The 16,020-nt window shown below is 43.7% G+C and carries 11 protein-coding genes and 1 other RNA gene; all 12 read right to left on the minus strand.

The annotated features are described in order from the left end of the window. Nucleotides 1-64: 64 nt before the first annotated feature. Complete coding sequence (locus KNL20_RS08105) at nt 65-1,222, minus strand: D-alanyl-D-alanine carboxypeptidase family protein (protein ID WP_230397281.1); 1,158 nt, start codon at nt 1,220-1,222, stop codon at nt 65-67. A 64-nt stretch (nt 1,223-1,286) separates the two neighbouring features. Then, nucleotides 1,287-2,822 carry a cardiolipin synthase gene (cls, locus tag KNL20_RS08110; RefSeq protein ID WP_230397282.1) on the minus strand — a complete coding sequence of 512 codons (1,536 nt, stop codon included), beginning with the start codon at nt 2,820-2,822 and terminating at the stop codon, nt 1,287-1,289. 94 nt (nt 2,823-2,916) lie between these two features. Continuing rightward, a complete protein-coding gene (gene rpsU, locus KNL20_RS08115; protein ID WP_004222305.1) occupies nt 2,917-3,093 on the minus strand; it encodes a 30S ribosomal protein S21 in 177 nt (58 codons plus the stop codon). A gap of 132 nt (nt 3,094-3,225) precedes the next feature. After that, nucleotides 3,226-5,865, minus strand: coding sequence for an alanine--tRNA ligase (gene alaS / locus KNL20_RS08120; protein WP_230397283.1), 2,640 nt, complete (start codon nt 5,863-5,865; stop codon nt 3,226-3,228). 53 nt (nt 5,866-5,918) lie between these two features. Then, entirely contained in the window at nt 5,919-7,145 is a 1,227-nt protein-coding gene (tyrS, locus tag KNL20_RS08125) for a tyrosine--tRNA ligase (RefSeq protein WP_230397284.1), read from the minus strand. Between the two features lie 494 nt (nt 7,146-7,639). Beyond that, entirely contained in the window at nt 7,640-8,110 is a 471-nt protein-coding gene (gene rnhA / locus KNL20_RS08130; protein ID WP_230397285.1) for a ribonuclease HI, read from the minus strand. After that, nucleotides 8,110-9,810 (minus strand): MutS-related protein, encoded by a 1,701-nt coding sequence (locus tag KNL20_RS08135; protein WP_230397286.1) that lies wholly within the window; start codon nt 9,808-9,810, stop codon nt 8,110-8,112. Before KNL20_RS08135 ends, rnhA begins: the two co-directional genes overlap by 1 nt. Before the next feature lie 38 nt (nt 9,811-9,848). Beyond that, nucleotides 9,849-11,927: a SpaA isopeptide-forming pilin-related protein gene (locus KNL20_RS08140; protein ID WP_230397287.1), complete on the minus strand. Its 2,079-nt coding sequence runs from the start codon at nt 11,925-11,927 to the stop codon at nt 9,849-9,851. A gap of 137 nt (nt 11,928-12,064) precedes the next feature. Then, on the minus strand, nt 12,065-12,955 hold the full coding sequence (locus KNL20_RS08145; RefSeq protein ID WP_230397288.1) for a YihY/virulence factor BrkB family protein: 891 nt from the start codon (nt 12,953-12,955) through the stop codon (nt 12,065-12,067). Nucleotides 12,956-12,992: 37 nt separating this feature from the next. Further along, nucleotides 12,993-14,387 carry a SpoIID/LytB domain-containing protein gene (locus KNL20_RS08150; protein ID WP_230397289.1) on the minus strand — a complete coding sequence of 465 codons (1,395 nt, stop codon included), beginning with the start codon at nt 14,385-14,387 and terminating at the stop codon, nt 12,993-12,995. A gap of 56 nt (nt 14,388-14,443) precedes the next feature. Further along, nucleotides 14,444-15,496, minus strand: coding sequence for an aldose epimerase family protein (locus KNL20_RS08155; RefSeq protein ID WP_230397290.1), 1,053 nt, complete (start codon nt 15,494-15,496; stop codon nt 14,444-14,446). A 71-nt stretch (nt 15,497-15,567) separates the two neighbouring features. Beyond that, nucleotides 15,568-15,759: non-coding RNA, 6S RNA (ssrS, locus tag KNL20_RS08160), on the minus strand. Between the last annotated feature and the right edge of the window lie 261 nt (nt 15,760-16,020).

Consider the following 16,020-nt stretch of genomic DNA (forward strand, 5'->3'; position numbering starts at 1 on the left):
ATGACTTCATATAAAGTATATGAAGTCATTGGTACACCTATGCAAACTGTTATTCACTTTAAGTCTAAAAGGCCAAAAAGCTTTGCCAGACCTCACCCAGACAATGAAGATATCCTGCCTTTTCCACACTTGCCTCATAAAGCAGATTCACCTGTCCGATTTCTTTTCCTTCCAGCGTATAGACCGCCTTTCCTGCTACATCTCCCTTTTTTACAGGTGCCTTTATATGTTCCGGAAGCTCAACCGCTTTTTCAATCTGATCAAGGGGTTTCCCTTCCGTATCAAGATAGCGGAATTCCCCTTCATATGTACAGCCCACCTGCTTCTCTGTACCCCCCTTTACGGTGATTTCGCCGGGATTCTCCTGATTCTCATCCACGTAAAGGTTACATATTCCAAATCCATAGTTCAACATAGAGGCTGCATCAGCGAAGCGGACCTTGTAATCCGGTGCCCCCATTACTACAGATATCAGCTGTATCCCTCCCCGCTCTGCCACAGCAGATACACAGTATTTAGCCAAACTGGTACTGCCTGTTTTTAATCCTACACACCCCTCATATCCACGAATCAATTTATTGGTATTGGACAAGGTAAACGGTTTTGTGCCCTGTTTAGTTACATGCGTGATGTCCTCCATCCAGATAGAGGAATAATTCAGAACCTGGGGATAGTGCGTGACTAGTTCACGAGACATCAATGCTACATCATGAGCCGTGGTATAATGATTCGTTGAGTCCGTCAAGCCACAGCAATCTTCAAAATTTGTGTCATTCATACCAAGTTCTTTTGCGCGTGTGTTCATCCGGGAGACGAATTCCGCCTCACTGCCTGCGATGTGTTCGGCCATAGCCACTGATGCATCGTTTCCCGATGCTATGACGATACATTTAATCATCGTCTCAACCGTCTGCTGCTCCCCCTCCTCCAGAAACACCTGTGACCCACCCATACTTTTCGCATGAGCACTGGTAGTCACCTGATCTGTCAATTCCAGATTTCCTTTATCCAGTTCATCAAAGATCAATATCAGTGTCATAATCTTAGTGATACTGGCCGGACTTCTCTGCTCGTCTGCATTTTGCCCGTAAAGTATCTGCCCCGTACTGCTTTCCATCAGAATTACACTGGGCGATGCCAGTTCCAGATCTGCCTTCGCCGTTATGCTCATTGATGGTAGTATCATTGCCAGTGTCAGTAATACAATCAGGAACTTTTTCATGTCCACTCCATTTATATTCTTTCTATCTCATTTTATGTAAGGCGGGAGTGGTTGATGATAAGTTTTATAACAAAGGTGCAATAAGGCGGAGTATGCTTTGAGCTCCTCTTACCGGCAAACTGCGGTTTTTACAGAAGTCAAGAGTAATTTCACCGGAAACCTCCAATGTGTCCAGAAAATCCTTCTTTACCTGTGATACAGCTCTTGTGCGATACATCCAGACGCCACATTCAAAGTGTAAGTACAGGCTGCGGTAATCCAGATTAATGGTTCCCACTACAGCAACTTCATCATCACTGACAAAGCTTTTAGAATGCAGAAATCCCGGTGAATACTGATAGATTCTGACCCCCGCCTCAAGCAGTTCCGCATAATAGGACTGCGTCAGCAAAAAAACAACCTTTTTATCCGGTATTCCCGGAGTTACAATCCTTACATCGACCCCGCGCTTGGAAGCAAGACACAATGCCTTCATAGTTTCATTATCTAAAATTAAATATGGTGTGAATATATAGACATAATCCTTTGACTGTGAAATGATATTCAGATATACATGCTCCCCCACCGTTTCATTATCCATCGGAATATCACCATAGGGCTGAACAAACCCATCATTTTCAAAGACATCCAGATGATAATTGTAGGGACGGAAGTATTCGAATTCACAGTCCATATTTGTTATCACGGACCATATCCGAAGAAACATCACAGTAAAATTCCATACTGCCTCTCCATACAGGTATATTCCAGAGTCCTTCCAGTGTCCGAACCGTTCCTTCTGGTTGATGTATTCATCCGCCAGATTCATCCCGCCTGTAAATGCAGTATGTCCGTCAATTACGGTTATTTTCCGATGATCCCGGTTGTTTAATATAAGATTCAGAACCGGGCGTACCGGATTAAATGCGGCACACTTAATTCCTTTGGCCTGCAGGCTCTTGTAATATCGCGGCGGCAGTGTAGTGATACAGCCAAAATCGTCATAAATCAGCCTCACATCTACCCCCCTGGAAGCTTTCTCAACCAGAATCTCCAGTACGGTATCCCACATATATCCCTCTGCAATAATAAAATACTCCAGAAAGATGTAATGTTCCGCTTTTTTCAGTTCTTCTATGTATTTTTCAAACCAGTCTTCTCCGACCCGATAATATCCGGTTATTGTGTTCTGATACAAGGGGGAATCTGAGTAATCCCTAAGATATACAGACTGTCCGGAAACAAGCGGATTCAGTTCTTTCAGTGCCGTCCTGTCCTCTTCCTTTTCCTTCAGGATATCCCCTTGGACATTCAGAACTCTTTCATATTCCAGATAGAACTTTTTTGCGAGTCTTGACTTCCCCATCACAACATATAATATGAGTCCTATGATTGGAAAGGACAAAATAACAAGGGTCCAGGTCAGTTTGTAGGAAGGATTCATCCTCTGGTTTACAAGTTTAAGTACAACTGCTATTGCAAGAATATTGATAATTACATCAAAGTATATATAACGGTCGTTTAGAAAATATCCAATCCCCACAAACCACAGCAGCTGTAAAAATAACACAACGGCAACCAGAACAACCCTGTTGGAAATTAATCGAAAAAACTTTTTCATGTTTCACTCTCTCCTGAGGATTAAATCTATATATTCTGTGCGAAAAGAGGCCGCCACAAGTATATTGTCTTGCGGCAGCCTCCTAATCAGCACATTAATTATATTTACGCTTTCTCGCAGCTTCAGATTTCTTTTTACGACGAACGCTTGGTTTCTCGTAATGTTCTCTCTTGCGAATTTCCTGCTGAATGCCTGCTTTTGCACAGCTACGCTTGAATCTGCGTAAAGCGCTATCCAACGTCTCGTTCTCTTTTACGATTACATTTGACATAGACTCACACCTAACCTCCCTCCAGTTGTAGATTGTGCTTAAATACAACTGTTTGGGTATTTTTTTGCACTAGATTAATTATAGCAGATATTTCAAATTCGTCAACTCTTTTTTTTGATAAAGGCACTTAGCTCAATCAATCTGCTTTTTCAAAATTTCCGCTGCTTTTGCAATTGCATCTGGAATCTTAGAAGCATCCTTACCCCCTGCCTGTGCCATATTGGGACGGCCGCCTCCGCCTCCGCCGACTACCGACGCGAGTTCCTTGATGAACTTTCCTGCATGAGCTCCTCTCTTCTGAGCTTCATCGGTCACCATGGCAAGCAGACTGACCTTGCCTTCTTTGGCTGACGCAAGAATCACAACCCCTTCGCCAAGCTTATCCTTTAACTGGTCTCCTAAATCGCGAAGGCCATTCATATCCACATCGGAAACGGATACCGCAAGAAGTTTTATGCCGCTTACCTCCTGGATTTTATTCATGACATCCCCCATGGAGTTCTGTGCGATTTTACTCTTCAAAGATTCGTTTTCGCTGTTCAGAGTTTTTAACTCGGCCTGCATATGAGTGATCTTTTCGGCCACTTCCGAAGGATTACACTTCAGTTCTCTTGCAGCTTGACCCAGCAATCCTTCCTGCTGCTTATAGTATGCGATAACACCGTTGCCTGTCAATGCCTCAATTCGACGGACACCTGCTGCAATTCCCGATTCTGAGATAATCTTAAACAGTATAATCTCCCCGGTATTATGAACATGTGTACCGCCGCAGAGTTCCTTTGAAAAGTCTCCCATGGATACAACGCGGACGCTGTCCCCATATTTTTCACCAAACAGAGCCATGGCTCCCGATTTCTTTGCATCTTCAATTCCCATGATGTCGGTGCTTACTTCAAGCTGTGCCTGAATTTCCTGATTCACCAGCTTTTCCACCTGGTCCAGCTCTTCCGCCGTCATAGCAGCAAAGTGTGCGAAGTCAAAACGCAGCCTGGTAGGTGTGACCAGAGAACCTTTCTGCTCTACATGAGCGCCCAGAACCTTTTTCAAGGCTTTCTGCAAGAGATGCGTTGCACTGTGATTTTGCTCCGTTGCACGTCTGGCTTCCGTCGAAACTTCCAGAACTGCAATGTCTGAAACAGAAATCATGCCGCTCTTCATAACGCCTACGTGTCCGTATTTTCCACCCAGAAGCTTGATGGTTTCTTCTACTTCAAAGATGCCATTATCTGTTCTGATGGTACCACAGTCACCAATCTGTCCGCCCATGGTGGCGTAGAAGGGGGTTTCCTCTACAAAAATAGTGCCTTTCTGACCTTCCATCAATGCATCTGCCAAATCGGTCTCTGTCGTCAGAACTGTAACTCTGGATGTAAATGTCAGGTGAGCATAGCCCACAAATTTCGTTGTGACCGAAGGATCAATCTGATCATAGACAGTAGCATCTGCTCCCATATAATTGGTTGTTTCACGGGCCAACCTGGCTCTGGTACGCTGCTCGTCCATAGATTTTCTGAAACCTTCTTCATCAATTCTGTAGTTCTTTTCTTCCAGAATTTCTTTCGTCAAATCCACAGGGAATCCATAGGTATCATACAATTTGAATGCATCTTCTCCACTTAAGGTGGTTGTTCCTTCGGCCGTCAGTTTTTCTTCCATCTCACTTAGAATACGCAGTCCCTGATCAATCGTCTTATGGAACTGTTTTTCCTCGTTATTTAATACGTTAAAGATAAAATCCTTTTTCTCTTCCAATTCCGGATATCCATCCTTACTGCCCTGGATAACAGAGTCGCTGAGCTTTGCAAGAAACAGATGACTGATTCCAAGAAGCCTGCCGTGTCTGGCCGCACGACGGATCAAACGGCGGAGTACATAGCCGCGTCCTTCATTCGTGGGCATGATTCCATCCGAAATCATAAATGTTGCAGAACGGATGTGATCTGTAATCAGGCGGATGGACACATCTGTTTCACGGTCGGTACCATAAATCACTCCCGCAATTTCACAGACTTTGTTCCGCAGCGCCTCTATGGTATCCACATCGAAGAGAGAATCCACATCCTGAACAACGACAGCCAGGCGCTCCAGTCCCATCCCTGTATCAATGTTCTTTTGTTCTAACTCCGTATAATTCCCTTCTCCATCATTGTTAAACTGTGTAAATACGTTATTCCAGACCTCCATATACCGATCACATTCACATCCAACTGTGCAGCCCGGCTCCCCACAGCCATACTTCTCTCCACGGTCGTAGTAAATCTCGGAGCAGGGGCCACAGGGACCGGATCCATGCTCCCAGAAATTATCCTCTTTTCCAAATCGGAAAATTCTTTCCGGCGCAAGGCCGATTTCCTTGTTCCATATATCAAATGCCTCATCGTCTTCCAGATACACGGAAGGATACAGCCTGTCCGGATCAAGGCCTACTACCTCCGTCAGAAATTCCCAGGACCATCGGATTGCTTCGTGTTTAAAATAGTCTCCAAAAGAAAAGTTCCCAAGCATCTCAAAAAAAGTTCCGTGACGTGCAGTCTTTCCAACATTTTCAATATCACCGGTCCTGATACACTTCTGGCAAGTGGTAACCCGGGTTCTCGGCGGTATCTCCGCTCCCGTAAAGTATGGTTTCAGCGGAGCCATACCTGAATTAATCAACAATAAGCTTTTATCATTCTGCGGCACTAAAGAAAAACTCTTCATTGCCAGATGTCCTTTACTCTCAAAGAATTCCAGAAACATTCTTCTGAGATCATTCACGCCATATTTTTCCACGACTGTTCCTCCTAAAACTCGCTAAAAGCTACCATTCATGATATCACAAGTCCTTATCTGACGCAAACTTTTTTGTATTTCTTCTTACCTTTTCGTACAATGATGCCTTCCTCGCCAAAATCATCTCTGGTCAGAGTATATCTGATATCCACTACTTTTTCTCCATCCAGAGTTACGCCTCCCTGTTCAACCGCACGTCTTCCATCACTTCTGCTTGCAACCAGACCGGCTTTTTGAAGCAGTGTGATGATATCTATACTGTTCTCATTAAAATCTTCGTCTGACAATTCTTCTGTCGGCATGTGTTCCGAATCTCCGCCGCCCGCAAACAATGCTTTGGATCCGCTTTCGGCCTTTTTCGCCTCGTCTTCGCCATGAACCAGACCCGTCAGTTCGTAAGCCAGAATCTCCTTTGCCTGATTTAACTGGCTGCCTTCCCAGTGATCCATTTCATCAATCTGTTCAATAGGGAGAAACGTCAACATACGAAGACATTTTAAGACATCAGCGTCAGACACATTTCTCCAGTACTGATAAAAATCAAATGGAGAAGTTTTGTCCGGATCCAGCCAAACAGCACCGGACTGGGTTTTTCCCATCTTCTTTCCCTCAGAATTCAGCAGCAGCGTAATAGTCATAGCATAAGCATCCTTACCCATCTTACGGCGAATCAATTCTGTTCCTCCCAGCATATTACTCCACTGGTCGTCACCTCCGAATTGCATATTACAGCCGTAGTTTTGGAATAACTGGTAAAAATCAAAGCTCTGCATAATCATATAATTAAATTCCAGAAAACTTAAACCCTTTTCCATTCTCTGTTTATAGCATTCCGCTGTAAGCATACGGTTGACAGAAAAGTGAGGTCCTATATCCCGAAGAAACTCAATATAGTTTAAATTGGTCAGCCATTCGGCGTTATTGACAAGCTGTGCCTTCCCCTCAGAGAAATCTATAAACCGGCTCATCTGCTCTTTAAACCGGTCACAGTTATGCTGTATGGTTTCTACTGTCATCATCTGACGCATATCGCTTCTTCCGGAAGGATCTCCAATCATGCCGGTACCACCACCTAACAAGGCAATCGGCTTGTTTCCCGCCATCTGCAGGCGCTTCATAAGGCACAAAGCCATAAAGTGTCCAACATGAAGACTGTCTGCGGTTGGATCAAATCCGATATAAAATACTGCTTTCCCATTGTTCACTAATTCTTTGATTTCTTTTTCGTCCGTAACTTGGGCAATTAAGCCACGCTCGTTCAGTTCTTCATAAATTCCCATTCCTGTTATTCCTCCTTTTAATCATTGTTAATTTAGCAGATGTTTCTGTCTGTGAGGACGGGACGATATATTCTGCCCGGGAAAAAGTTTGCAAAATCCGCCACTGGCGGCTTTTCCTGCATACTTTGGCAGTAAAAAGGCTTCCGTCCTCATAAATAGGACGAAAGCCTGAAGCTTCCGTGTTACCACCTAAATTCACAACTGCCTCGCGGCAGTCGTCTCAGCGGGTACTTCCGTGCTGTTGATGCTTCACCGGCATACCCTGACGCTTGTAACGTCCGTCAACACGTCGCAGCCTACGGGATTCAAAGATCTTTCAGTGCGCAGCTCCAAGAGGTATTCACTAAAAGTTCCACGTGCGCCTCTCATCCTCCGGCAGCTTTCTGTCCGTTTACCCTTTCAGTTACTTGGTCTTATCTTCGCTTTTCATTATATCAGCAAGTATACAAAAGAGCTTCCTGTTTGTCAAGCACCTATCGTAAAGAAAGTTGGGCTTATGCCTGATCCTCGATCAGATTCTGCCCATCTGCTGCAGATGTGGCAAGCTGGTCGCAACGTTCATTCATCTCATGTCCATCATGCCCTTTTACCCAGTGAAACCGAACCTGATGAGGTGCTTTAGCTTTCAGAAGTCTCTGCCAGAGTTCAATATTCTTCACCGGCTCATTCTTCCCACGCTTCCAGCCCTTTTTTATCCATCCGTCAATCCAGTGCTGATTGAATGCATCTACTACGTATTTTGAATCCGAATATAACTCCACCTCACAGGGACGTGTCAGAGCCTCCAGACCCACGATAGCGGCCATTAACTCCATCCTGTTATTGGTTGTTTTGATATAGCCCTGTGAAAACTCCCGTTCATGAAGTACTCCATTCTTATCGGTATATTGCAGAACACATCCATATCCGCCTGGTCCGTTCGGATTTCCTCTTGCAGCTCCATCTGTATATATATTTACTTTCATCAGTCTTTCCTTCCTTCCAGATTTCCCCATACACCCTTCGTCTCAAAGTCCTCTGCCGCCTCTCTGGCATCCTTTATAAGCCCTTTATCATAACCGATCATCTCCAGCAGTGCAATTGCATTTCTGCTGGTCGCTCTTCCCGGCATCAGAAGATAATTGAACTTCACATCATCTTTACAAATTTCTTCTTCAAAATGAAAATTTGTATAAATTTCTTCCAGTATATAGGATAATTCAATATCATGTGTCGCAGCAAATGACAACACATGCGGCTGATTCAGTGTATAAAGGATTCTGGAAGATGCTGCGATTCTCTCAATTGTATTGGTTCCTCTTAACACTTCATCCACGATGCAAAGCATAGGAGTTCCTTTTTTTGCCTCATCCAGTATCCGCTTGATGGATTTAATTTCCACAATGTAATAGCTTTCTCCGCCCTGAAGATCATCCCGCAGTGCCATAGACGTCATCACTTTAAACATATTTGCATAATATGCTGAGGCCACACAGGTATGAACCGTCTGTGCAAGAATGGCATTAACTGCGATATTTTTCAAAAAGGTGGATTTACCTGATGCATTGGAACCGGTAACCAGCGTTCCTCCTGATACCGAAATACTGTTGGCAACAGGATTGGATACAAGCGGATGGTACAGGTCTTTCACATCCATCGACACCTCGTGATCTGCCCGAAATTCAGGCACTGTATAGAAGGGCAGGTACTCGCGGAAGGAAGCTATGGCTATGGCACTGTCCAGAATCCCGATTTGTTCGATCAGCTCTTCCACTTCCTTTTGATGGCCGTCATATTCGTTCAGGGCTCCATAAAACTGGATAAAATCCAATAGAAAAAAGCTATTGACATAGGAGGCCAGCAGGGCAATAAAATCCTCCATTCCCTTTTTATTTGTAAGCATTCTGGCCTTCTTTTTAATTCCTTTCATGGATACCGCATCCTGTTCAATCCGCTTCAGATAACCTTCAATCTCCGGAATCCTTAATTTCTTCAGCGGATCAGAGGCATATAAAATTCTGAGAATACAGGACAGACTTGCAAAATATGGCTCTATTGCCACACTGTCTTTCATATGAATAAAGACGTTAACAGCAGTCACCGTCAGAAAGAATACCACACCAAACAATGGCTGTATAAACAGCGACACAATAGAAACCAAAGACAGTAAAGCCAATAAAATGTACTTTCCCCTGCCCTTACGCTCTACCTCACCGATGCGGTAAATATACTCTGTAATTGATATATCTTTTATCTTTCCAATTTTTGCAAAGATCTTCTGTAATGCAACACGTTCCGTCTCATGCGTACGAAAGAACTCCGCCAACCGTTCGCGTTCTTCAAGTGTTTCTCTGTCAAATCTGGGTAGTCTTAAGCTGGCATAAAGATAATCCTCCCCACAGGATGACATCGTGTTATTCAAAAGAAGAAAAATGCTCTCCATATCCAAATCATTCCAAGTTGTATCATCAATATAGAATTGATCTTTACGTATACGTTTCGCATATTGGGATATACTCTCCAACTCTTCATAACTATATTCCCGTTCGGGGAGTGTCCCCCATCCTTTCTGAATCTGCCTGAGCAAAAAGTGCTTACGGGCACGGTTATTCTGAACAAACGCATAAGCTGCTGCTACAAAGAGTATAATAAAGAAAATGATTATTAAGCCTGACTCTTCAGTCATCCCACCTACCTCCTGTCTGCACAATAGCATAACACATTTTAACAGTCAGTGGAATGTTTTTTTCTCTGAAATAGTTTGATCACAATAAATCCGATACAAAATCCTGCACTTAAAACGGAGGTCAACACAGCAGCCATATGATTCGTTGTATCACTGGTTTTAACCGGCTCACGCTTTGTCGCGGAAGGTGTCTCCTTTGGAGTTTCGGTTGGTACGGAAGTAATCTCCGGTACCTCTTCCTGCTCATTCTTAATCTCCAGATGCACCTCTATCACTTCTTCAGTCTGCTCTCCTGTCAGATTTACCTGATGATGTGTTTCGTCTTTTTTATAACCTTTTGGTGCTTCGATTTCACAAACATAGTACTGTCCCGGAAGCATATCCGCATCAAACTGAAGTTTACCTTCCCTATCCGTTGTCTTTTGCTGAATCAGGGTATCTTTGCTAATCACAATGTTTCCTCCGGCATCTTTATAATCCTGATCTGCGTAGACTCCGAAAACCGCACCTTCCAGAAGTTCCCCACTCTCTTTATCACTTTTTTCCAACGAAAGACTGACCCTTTGACGTTCATTTGAACAGTCATAAGAAACAATAGCAATAGGCTCTTCCTGAGCACCGGCCTTTACTTCCAGTATCACAGGTTCTTTTAACCGCACAAACCCTTCCGGAGCCTCTGTTTCTTCCAGTTGATAGAGTCCAAGAGGGAGTTCCGATATCTCAGCCTTTCCCTTCTGATCCGTTGTAATCGTGTCAAGTACTGTACCTTTCATCAGCTTTTTACCCTTATATTCAGCAAAAGTGCGATTTTTATCGTCTCCGGTCTGATGAGCCAGTCTATAGATGTCCTCAGCTGCTGTAATCTGAAACTTTGCTCCTTCCAGTGTGTTGTCTTCATAAAGGTAATCCTTCCCAAATGTGCAAAGTTGTTCACCATGCTTTTGGATTTCGATTCTTCCCCGCTTCTGTTGGTCTGTTACCTGAATTTGGCTGACTTTTCCCGGAAAAGTATTTACTGTATATACCTGTGTATCCAGAACATAGCCTTCCGGAGCAAGAATTTCTTTTGCATAATAATATGACTGGCTGCAGACAAACATGCCTGAAGAAGTTTTTCCCTCTTGATCTGTAGGATTCAGCTCCATTAAAAGATTTTGACATGATTCATCCGTATAGATTCCATAGACTGCTCCTCCGAGCGGATTCCCTGTTTCGGCATCTGTCTTAACCAGTTCGACCTGTGTCATCTCCAGCCAGCTGACAGAAAGCTGTACCAACTCCGGCTCTTCGTTAAATACCATAACTCCGCCCATCGTCTGTGCTGTACCCCCATCCGATGTTATAATTATTTTCCAGCTATTATCCAGACTGCCATACAGTGCTCCGCTCTGGTAGCCCCCAGTCATCGTTAATGGTGCAGAAACGTAGAAGGAATCCCCGCCATGGAGAACCGCTTTATCTTCAGTTGTTGTGTTTTGGGTGATGTTATGAAGTGTAACTCCCTTGGGAAGTGTTATCTGAACAGAGTTTCGATAATCACCATTAAGTGTTATGGCTTCTGTTCTCTGTATTGATTGATCCAGATAAGCTTTTAAATCAGAATTTGTGAATTGAAGTGATACATCCGGAACAGGCGGCAGGGCATCCAGATATTGAATATAGCTCCAGACCCCACAAGCCTCCAATTGTTCCTGTGTACAACCTTTAAATGCATCCCAGCCGCAATAAGCGTATGAAGCTGCAATATGGGTAAACAGATACCGAAGACTTGTATCCGCCCAGCCCATAAAGGCATCCGTACAGTCCTCCGGACCGCCATAGCCATAATACAACGCCTTCGCAAGCTGTTCATTCCCCGCCAAAGGATTAATTGTCAGCTCTGTTCCACTGGGATGACTGCTTTTCGGCGGCTCCAGACAATACACGAGATTCCCGTCCAGATAGTAGTAGAATGTAGCCCATCCGCCTCCCATGGCCTCTGGATAAGGAATCCGCTCTCCCCGGGTTATGATACCTGCACTGCCTGACTTGGCAACGTCACCATAAACTACCATTGATTCCGGAATCAGGCCGCACAATAACAGAAACATCAAAATAAAAACCATTCGTCTTTTCATATGTGTTTTCTCCTGGTATATTGTTCTTTTATTCAGTTACTTGTATTATGGGAAAATAAAAGACATGCCGGGCATGGCAGATATAGAAATTTTATCTATACTTTACCACACCCGGTGAATGTGTGCAACCGTTTGTTTTAATTATCATCCGAATCTTTAGCGTCTATCAGATTTTGATATTCCTCCCGAATCCGCTGCCGGGCCGCATCATGAAGACTTCTGAGCCTGTCCTCGAAGTAGGCGTTGATCTCTGCACCAATCAGAATAATGTACATGCAGAAATACATCCACAGCATGACTATTACAATTGTTGTAAGACTCCCGTACATATTGGAAAAACCCGGAAACACCTCCAGATAAATGGAAAATCCAAGTGAAAAAATTGCCCAGGCTACCGAAGAAATCATAGCACCCGGAAGCTGGCTTCTGAAGGAGGCTTTTCTGTTTGGAATAAATTTATATAAAAACAGAAATACCAGCATCAGTGCCACAATCATGATCATCGTACGCATGCCGAGAATAAAGGAAGTGATCTGTGCGAATACAGGATGGTACTTCACAAGTGCCTTTTGAATCGTGTTTCCGAATACCATCAAAACCAGAGAAGCAATGACCGCTACAACAAACACCAAGGTATAAAATGCCGCACGGACTCTTCCACTGATGTAATTACGTGTCTCCTTAACATGATAAACGTTGTTAAAACCATTCGTAAGTGCATTAATTCCTTTTCCCGCAGACCATAATGTAGCCACAGCCGTCACAGGAACCACTGTCGTTGACTTTTCATATACCTCTGTAATAATCCCGGATACCAGAGTTTTAAATTCCACCGGAACAATATGCATCAGTGATGCAGCCGCTACATCCCTGGAAATCCGGGTATACTGTATCAGTGTCATCAGGAGCAAAAGGATGGGAATAAAGGACAGCAAAATAAAGAAGGCCGCCTGTGCCGCAAACGCCCCAACATTATCTTCATTCATTCTGTTCATGAATCCCAGAACATCTTTTATCAGTTTCTTCATCCAATGCCCCTCCCGGCAATTCTTTTTTGAAATCATATCATACAATCGGGCACAGGTCAATTTCCTTGTAAAAATAGCTCAGGATTTCCTGCCATGTCTTTCCCTGTGCTGCAAGATGATTAGCACCATTCTGGCTCATGCCCACACCATGACCATAACCGCCTCCCTCAAAATGATATCCTGTCACCTGGTTCTCCTCATAAATTGGCGTACAGGTAAAATACGCACTGGGCATCAGATTCATTTCTGTGGTTGTAGTTCCGTCCTGCCTGTTGACCGGTATCCCCTCTGTGGAAAATACCTGACGGATTGTATACTCACTATCCAGGGTTTTTTCTCCCTGACTACCCACCAGTTTCAATTCGTCGACTGCCCCTCCGGCACTTTTTTTTAATATCATAATCCCCTGTAAAGTACCGATTTCGTATTTGGCAATCTGATTATTTAAATAGTCTATTGGCAGTGTAACATTCCATCGGAACCATGGTTCCGAGCTCTCCAGATCACCGGTATTTACACATTGAAGATACTGTTCCGGATTTTCATCCCATACCTCATTGGTGCTGGTTGAACCGGAGGATGTGGAAAAAAAGTAAGCCGTAATTGGTTCTCCATTATACATCATCACCAGATTTTTTGTGGAATCCACTGCCTGATCTGTCGAATTCTGCCTTGGGATATTATTGTATACCTGAAACGATACACTGTCATCCACATCCGCATGCATCTGCGGTAAGGATCCTTTTTGTATCTGCTTCAAAGCATAAGTCCGGGCACAGACGGACTGAGCTTTTAATGCCTCCGTCTCATAGCTTGCAGGCATCTCACTGGGCACCACATACTTGAGATAAGTTTCCAGGCTCAGCACATTAATCAGCAGCAGTCCTTCTCCGGAGCGGTAAATCTCAAGCTTTCCCTCATACGTGGGAATCCCCTGTTCACGTTTGATGGATGTTATGGTAAATCCGGCATTTTCATCTTCGGGAATCAATTTCAGTGCCCCTTCACTGTCAAAAAGACCACTGGCATTGTCCAGATGAATGGTCTCACCGGCCTGAAAGCTCACCTGACCATCCTGAGCAGTAGTATTACTGTTACAAATCAGCGTAGCATCAGGGTGATATTCTCCGGAAAAATCCTGTGTTTTAATAAGAACCCGGATTGTCTGCTCCGGAACACTTTTATTATCCCCACCTGTATCTGTATCTACGGTATTCTGATTTTCCGGAATTACCATGGCATTTTCAGTATTCTGGCCGGACCCATCCGGATTATTCTCTTTAGGCGCCGGATTCTGGTTCTCCGTCACTTTCCGGACAGGAACATCCGCTTTAACATGGTTTGCGGAAGTCCTGACACTTCCCGGAATACGGGCAGTATAGAACAAACCAGCAATACATAAAAACAATAATATGATATTTCTCCATTTCATCTTCATATTTCTATTATATGTAAATTCGGCTTGGTCAATACCTGGCGCATGCCAGGTTATAGTTCGGACATGACCTCAAACTTATATATCGTTATAGAGTCATATGTTTCCCCTGCTCTTAATACAGGAGATGGAAATTCAGGTGTATTTACTGCGTTGGGGTAGAACTGTGACTCCAGACAAAAGCCACTGCGTTTCTTATAGCTGGAATCTCCTTTCCCTTTCTGCATTGTAATAAAGTTTCCTGCATAGAACTGTACTCCCGGACAGTCTGTATATGCCCTCATGCATATTCCGGACTTTTCACTGCTGGCCACTGCCATCTCTTCCACTCGGCCGGTATTGCTTAACACAAAATTATGGTCGTAACCCCCGGTATATTTCAGCTGAGCAAAATCTGCATCAATATCTTGTCCAATTGTCTTCGGTGAAGTAAAATCCATCGGTGTCCCTTTTACGGATGCTATCTCCCCTGTGGGAATTGATTTTGAATCAATTACCGGAGTATAGGCATCAGCATGAAGCGTCAGCATCTGGTGTTCTATAGATACTCCGCTATCTTCACCCTCCAAGTTAAAATAACTGTGATTCGTCATATTCACAATCGTATCCCGGTCACAGATTCCATGGTAATGAATTTTCACACGATTATCCTCTGTTAGTGTATAGGTAACTGAGATTTCAAAATTCCCCGGGAATCCCTGGTCCTGATCCGGACTTAACATATGTAATGTAATTGACTGTTCTGTAACGTTTGCAACAGACCATAATCTTTTTTCATATCCTTGGGGATTGCTGTGAAGATTATTTTCATTTTCATTGGCCGCCAGGTGATACTCTGCACCGTTCAATGTAAATGATGCATTCGCAATTCTGTTGCCGCTGCGTCCGATTACAGCTCCAAAAAAGCAGCTCCCCTTCAAATATTCATTAATATCATCATATCCCAGAACTACATCTCTATTTTTTCCATCTTTATCAGGAACTTTTACCGAAACCAAAAGAGCACCAAAATCTGAAATGCTGACCATGGCCCCCCGGCTGTTTTTTAATATATAAAGAGATGCCTGTACTCCTTCCGGAGTTGTTCCGAATTCTTTTTTCACCATAGCTTTGTTCCTTCTCCTTTATGCAAAATTTAAGGGGCTTCTGCTACATGCATCGGCCCCCTCTTTTCATCTGTAACCCCGAAATGCCGTTTCCTATATTTTGACTCCTAGCCGAAGCCAGGTGGGCAGCCGCAGAACCTGCTTTTGTCTTCCACTGACGTCTGTTTCCAGGGTGGCTTGACATATACAGTTCAATAATAAGCATCCCTTTTAAAGTAAATGTAGGTTCAAAATAATAGGAGTATCGCACATTTCAGGTAATTACGACTGAAATTCACAGCAGTCAAAAAGAATGATTTTTCGCTGTAATTCTTCAATTTATTCCTTTTTCTACTCTAGATTATACCCTTGTTCGGATATATTTTCAAGTGCTTTTTCGAATAAGACTTTCGTGTACTGGTATAGGCGACATTAAATAACTGCTGATTCAATGAGGATGATTTCGTGAGAACCGTGATGGCAAAACATAGCCGTAGCGGCTACGGCGAGGCTTTGACATTGCGGTTATCGCGGAATTCAGACCA

It is taken from the genome of Novisyntrophococcus fermenticellae (assembly GCF_018866245.1).
Taxonomy (GTDB): domain Bacteria; phylum Bacillota; class Clostridia; order Lachnospirales; family Lachnospiraceae; genus Novisyntrophococcus; species Novisyntrophococcus fermenticellae.

What these genes read in the sequence shown, in the direction of transcription:
- KNL20_RS08135 (WP_230397286.1), bottom strand. Translation starts at nt 9,810, where the DNA reads ATGACTGAAGAGTCAGGCTTAATAATCATTTTCTTTATTATACTCTTT.
- KNL20_RS08105 (WP_230397281.1), bottom strand. Translation starts at nt 1,222, where the DNA reads ATGAAAAAGTTCCTGATTGTATTACTGACACTGGCAATGATACTACCA.
- KNL20_RS08155 (WP_230397290.1), bottom strand. Translation starts at nt 15,496, where the DNA reads ATGGTGAAAAAAGAATTCGGAACAACTCCGGAAGGAGTACAGGCATCT.
- cls (WP_230397282.1), bottom strand. Translation starts at nt 2,822, where the DNA reads ATGAAAAAGTTTTTTCGATTAATTTCCAACAGGGTTGTTCTGGTTGCC.
- KNL20_RS08140 (WP_230397287.1), bottom strand. Translation starts at nt 11,927, where the DNA reads ATGAAAAGACGAATGGTTTTTATTTTGATGTTTCTGTTATTGTGCGGC.
- KNL20_RS08145 (WP_230397288.1), bottom strand. Translation starts at nt 12,955, where the DNA reads ATGAAGAAACTGATAAAAGATGTTCTGGGATTCATGAACAGAATGAAT.
- tyrS (WP_230397284.1), bottom strand. Translation starts at nt 7,145, where the DNA reads ATGGGAATTTATGAAGAACTGAACGAGCGTGGCTTAATTGCCCAAGTT.
- rnhA (WP_230397285.1), bottom strand. Translation starts at nt 8,110, where the DNA reads ATGAAAGTAAATATATATACAGATGGAGCTGCAAGAGGAAATCCGAAC.
- rpsU (WP_004222305.1), bottom strand. Translation starts at nt 3,093, where the DNA reads ATGTCAAATGTAATCGTAAAAGAGAACGAGACGTTGGATAGCGCTTTA.
- KNL20_RS08150 (WP_230397289.1), bottom strand. Translation starts at nt 14,387, where the DNA reads ATGAAATGGAGAAATATCATATTATTGTTTTTATGTATTGCTGGTTTG.